The 4,230-nt window shown below is 38.1% G+C and carries 3 protein-coding genes; all 3 read right to left on the bottom strand.

Annotated elements, in window-relative coordinates; all coding sequences use genetic code 11:
* A partial coding sequence (locus AC1DRF_RS17945; RefSeq protein ID WP_477741306.1) for a DNA topoisomerase III occupies positions 1 to 2,039 on the bottom strand: 2,039 nt, incomplete at its 3' end.
* A 127-nt stretch (positions 2,040 to 2,166) separates the two neighbouring features.
* The gene (locus AC1DRF_RS17940) at positions 2,167 to 3,822 is read right to left on the bottom strand and encodes a DUF2339 domain-containing protein (RefSeq protein WP_427076178.1); all 1,656 of its coding nucleotides are present in this window, start codon (positions 3,820 to 3,822) and stop codon (positions 2,167 to 2,169) included.
* Between the two features lie 173 nt (positions 3,823 to 3,995).
* Positions 3,996 to 4,230 (bottom strand): hypothetical protein (locus tag AC1DRF_RS17935; protein WP_477741305.1); only part of this gene is annotated, 235 nt, incomplete at its 5' end.

The raw sequence follows: 4,230 nt of genomic DNA, 5'->3' as shown, positions 1-4,230 counted from the left end.
CCCAAGCTTGAACCAAATGCTCCATCATCATTGTATTTGTTAAGAAGCTTTCGTTCTTCTCGTTTTGAAATCTTTTTCTTTTTGTCCTCAGCTTTCTCCACTACTTGACATGAACGGCATTGGAAGTACGTACCCGCTTTTCCTGAGTGAATTTCCATTCGCTTATGACACTGTGGACAGCGTCGATTTGATAGTTTAGGGTCTTTTGCGCGTCTATAGCTGCACTCAAGGCTTGAACAAACGAGCACTCTTCCTTGCTTTGTTTTCTTTTCTTTCAAGAAAGAACCGCATTCCGGACATTTAGAGCCCGTTAAATTATGAGGTTTGTACGTTTGATTACTTGTTTTTACTTGCTTAACTAGCTTTTCTGTTTGTTCGCGAATATTTGTTAAGAACTCTTTTGCATTTCCTTTTCCTTTAGCAATTGCTTCTAAGTCACGTTCCCACTTAGCCGTAAGCTCAGGCGACTTTAACTCATCTGCTACTAGGTCAATCAGCTGCTTCCCTTTTTTTGTTGCGTGCAGACGATTGTTTTGGCGATCAATGGATTCATTCTGCAGAAGTTTTTCAATAATATCTGCACGTGTTGCCGGGGTACCTAAATTATGTTTTTCCATTTGTCCAAGAAGATCCGCTTCTGTATAGCGCTGCGGCGGCTCTGTAAATGCGCTTTTCATCGTTACATCTTGAATGAGCAGCTTGCTGCCTTCTTCCATATCAGGCAGCTTCACCGTTGCTTCTGAGTCTCCACCAGAAACTTTTTTGAAGCCTGCATTTACGACTTGCTTTCCGCTTGCTACTAACTGTTCCCCGTTTACTTCAAGCTCTGCTTTAACCACTTCATACTCATATGGAGGATAAAACAATGAAATAAATCGCTTTGCAATTAAGTCATACAGCTTTCGTTCATCAGCTGATAAGTCCTGTAGAAATACAGGCTGATCCGTTACGATAATAGCATGGTGATCACTTACTTTTTCGTTATTAACCACTCGCTTTGGCAACTGTGCATTTCTTAAAATTGGACGAACTTCTTCTTTATATACAGCAGAGATGCTTTCCAAACGCTCTTTCATAGTAGAAACCATATCTGTTGTTAAATAACGAGAATCTGTACGCGGATACGTGACTAACTTATGCTGTTCATATAACTTTTGAAGTACATTCAATGTCTTCTTAGCAGAGAAGTTAAAGCGTTTGTTAGCATCCCGCTGCAGTTCGTTTAAGTCATAAGGAAGCGGCTGCGCTTCTTTATGCATTTTGCGCTTAATTGTTTTTACAACTGCCTCACCTGATAATTTTGAGTGCAGCTCTTTTGCGCGTTTTTCATCAAAAATGCGCTTTTCATTACCCTTTTGCCAAGCCGCTTCAAAAGATGAAAACTGAGCTGTAAGCGTCCAATATTCACTAGGTTTGAATGTATTAATTACTTGTTCACGCTCAATTATCATCGCCAGCGTCGGTGTTTGTACCCTTCCTGCCGACAATGGTTCTTCATATTTAGTCGTTAACGCTCTCGTTACGTTTAAACCGATAAGCCAATCGGCTTCTGAACGGCAAACGGCTGAATCATACAAGCGATTAAACTCTTTTCCTGGTTTTAACTGTTTAAACCCGTCACGAATTGCTTTATCCGTTTGAGACGAAATCCAAAGGCGTTTAAACGGCTTGTTCCAGCGTACCTTTTCCATAATCCAGCGTGCTACAAGTTCTCCTTCACGCCCTGCATCAGTCGCAATAATTAACTCTCCAATATCCTTTCTTTTTACTAGATCGGATACTGTGCGAAACTGAGAACTCACTTTACGAATTACTTTTAATTTCATTTTCTCAGGCATGATTGGCAGATCTTCTAATCGCCACGTTTTATATTGGTTATCATAATCCTCTGGTGTTTGTAATTCAACTAAATGACCGAGTGCCCATGTTACGACATACTTTGGTCCTTCAATATACCCTTTTTTTGTTTGGGTGCTGCCAAGTACGCGCGCAAGATCACGTGCTACACTTGGCTTTTCTGCTAATACAAGTGATTTCATTTTATGTATACCTCCAATTCACTTGTTCCATTATACATGATTGTATACTTTTTGTACGACTTCAAGATTAAGTTTACATAATAATATTATAATAAATAAAGCTGAAGGATTTCTCTTCAGCTTCTAGCTACTTCTTTTTATAAAATAGTCGCGAGATAATTAAACCGATAGCTCCTAAGACGATAAATAACAAGGCCCGTATAGCCATTGGAATAAAAGGTAAATCGTATAAAACGAGTTTAAAAAGTGTTAAGAACAAAATGCCCACGCCGATATACGTTGCTGTTTTAAACGTTTTAAGTGATCCTATTATAAATGCTGCAATGGACAGCCCTAACCAAACGGCCGTCATAATAAGCGTTTGCGGATTAGCGGAAAGATGATTGGTGCCAGCGGCCGCAACTTCCGTAGCAAAAATTAAAGAAAGAATAGAAAAAACAATACTTCCTCCAATTTTGAACGTATCGTGCTCATCTTTTTCTGTTTTTTGAATGCTGATCCATATAAATATTAGAATAGAAGCTAACACAACAAGCCAATTTAATGTGGGAAGAGACAGTACTTGTTCGATTGGTGTAACTAAGATATACGTTGCGCTCAGTATATAAATCGTATAAGAAAATAGTTGATGAAGTAGATTTTTATACGTCATGGCGATATAGTAAACAGCCAGTCCTTGAATCACATATAAAATGACTCCTTCTCTTAAATCGACGAGCTGATGAATAAAAAACGCTACTGCAACAATTAAATAGGTAATAAAAAATTCAAATTTCTCTTTAGAACTTCTTACTGCGTAAACACCTAATGCGTAAATAATAACTAGCGCAAGCAGCACCATTGTGGTCATGCCATCGTCAAAAACGGCAAGCAGCCATCCGTACGTAACTGCTAAACTCGATAGAAGGGTAAACGCATATACTTGGAGTACAGATTGTGATAGAAAAAAACTAGAAATTAAGCATAAATGCTGAATAAGAATCGCCATACCTAATAACTCTTTTACACCATTATCACCAACAAACGAGTAATAAATGAGTAGCGTAAGATTTAATAGTACCGCGGAAAGAACATATAAAATTGAATATTTTTGTTTGATTGCCACATATAAAAAGGCAATATACAGAAACGTTTCATAGCCAATGAAAACGAGCGCATTAGGCGAATTACTTTCAATAAGAAAGGGAACGAGTACGCCTCCAACCGCGCTAATAATACCTAATGCCTGTGAACGATAAAAGACTGTCGCGATAATCCCTAGGATAATCCAGCTCGCATTTAGTATAAAAGCAAGCGTTGGTCCCGCTAAATGATACAGGCTATGCATCGCAAACGTCGTTAACATGAGAATAGGAATAGCTCCTCCTACAAGTACTTGCCCGAGCACCAACCTGCCCTTTTTAATTTGGAAATGACCTGTCACAACAAAACCTATTGAAACAACGAAACCGAGAACAACTTTTGCTTTTTCATTCATTAACCCATAGTCAGAAGCTGCTTTAAATCCCCATAGCACACCAATAATAAATACAAAAATAAAAATTCTCGGCAGCCATGTTTGAAAAAGGACTTTTTCCCAATCAACAGGTTCTTCTATTGCCTGTGAACTTTTAGGTGCTGTTTGAGCAGGACGTTTAGTGGTCTCCTCGCGCTGCTTAGGAGGAGGATGAACTGTTTTTGGCTTTGGAGAATTTGTTTTATATACGAGCGACTTTAGCCTGGCTACGTCTTCTTCTAAACTGCTTATTTTTCGTTCAAGTTCTTCTATTCTTTCTTTTTCCATGTTTCCTCACCCTTTCTCTTTAAAGTATTTGTGGTTTTTATATGTATATCTTATAGAACTTAACTATTATACCATTAAAAGGAATATCACTTAGAAACATTCTATTTTTAGCAAAAAAAAATACAGCGCCCTTTTCAAAAGAAAAGTTCGTTGTATAGGATGTGCTGCATTTTTTATGTCACTTTCTCGCTGTATGTACTATGAAATCCCGCTTCGATGTGGGCTACTTGAAAGCTATGGTGACCAATTAAATATTTAACAATATCCACACGGTCAATTTTACCGGGCTTATTATTCATTGCTTCTCGCACCATAGATTGAAATGTTTCTTTGCAAAACTTCTTTTCATGAAGCAGAATCGTTTCACAATACTCTTCATGGTCTCCCTCTGAAATACGATAATAATGC

This window comes from Priestia sp. P5_B4 (genome assembly GCF_056400385.1).
The sequence above is the reverse complement of the archived record's forward strand: the minus strand, read 5'-3'. Positions and strand labels throughout refer to the sequence as shown.

Excerpts from the sequence above, each read along its gene's own strand:
- AC1DRF_RS17940 (WP_427076178.1), bottom strand. The coding sequence starts at position 3,822 with ATGGAAAAAGAAAGAATAGAAGAACTTGAACGAAAAATAAGCAGTTTA.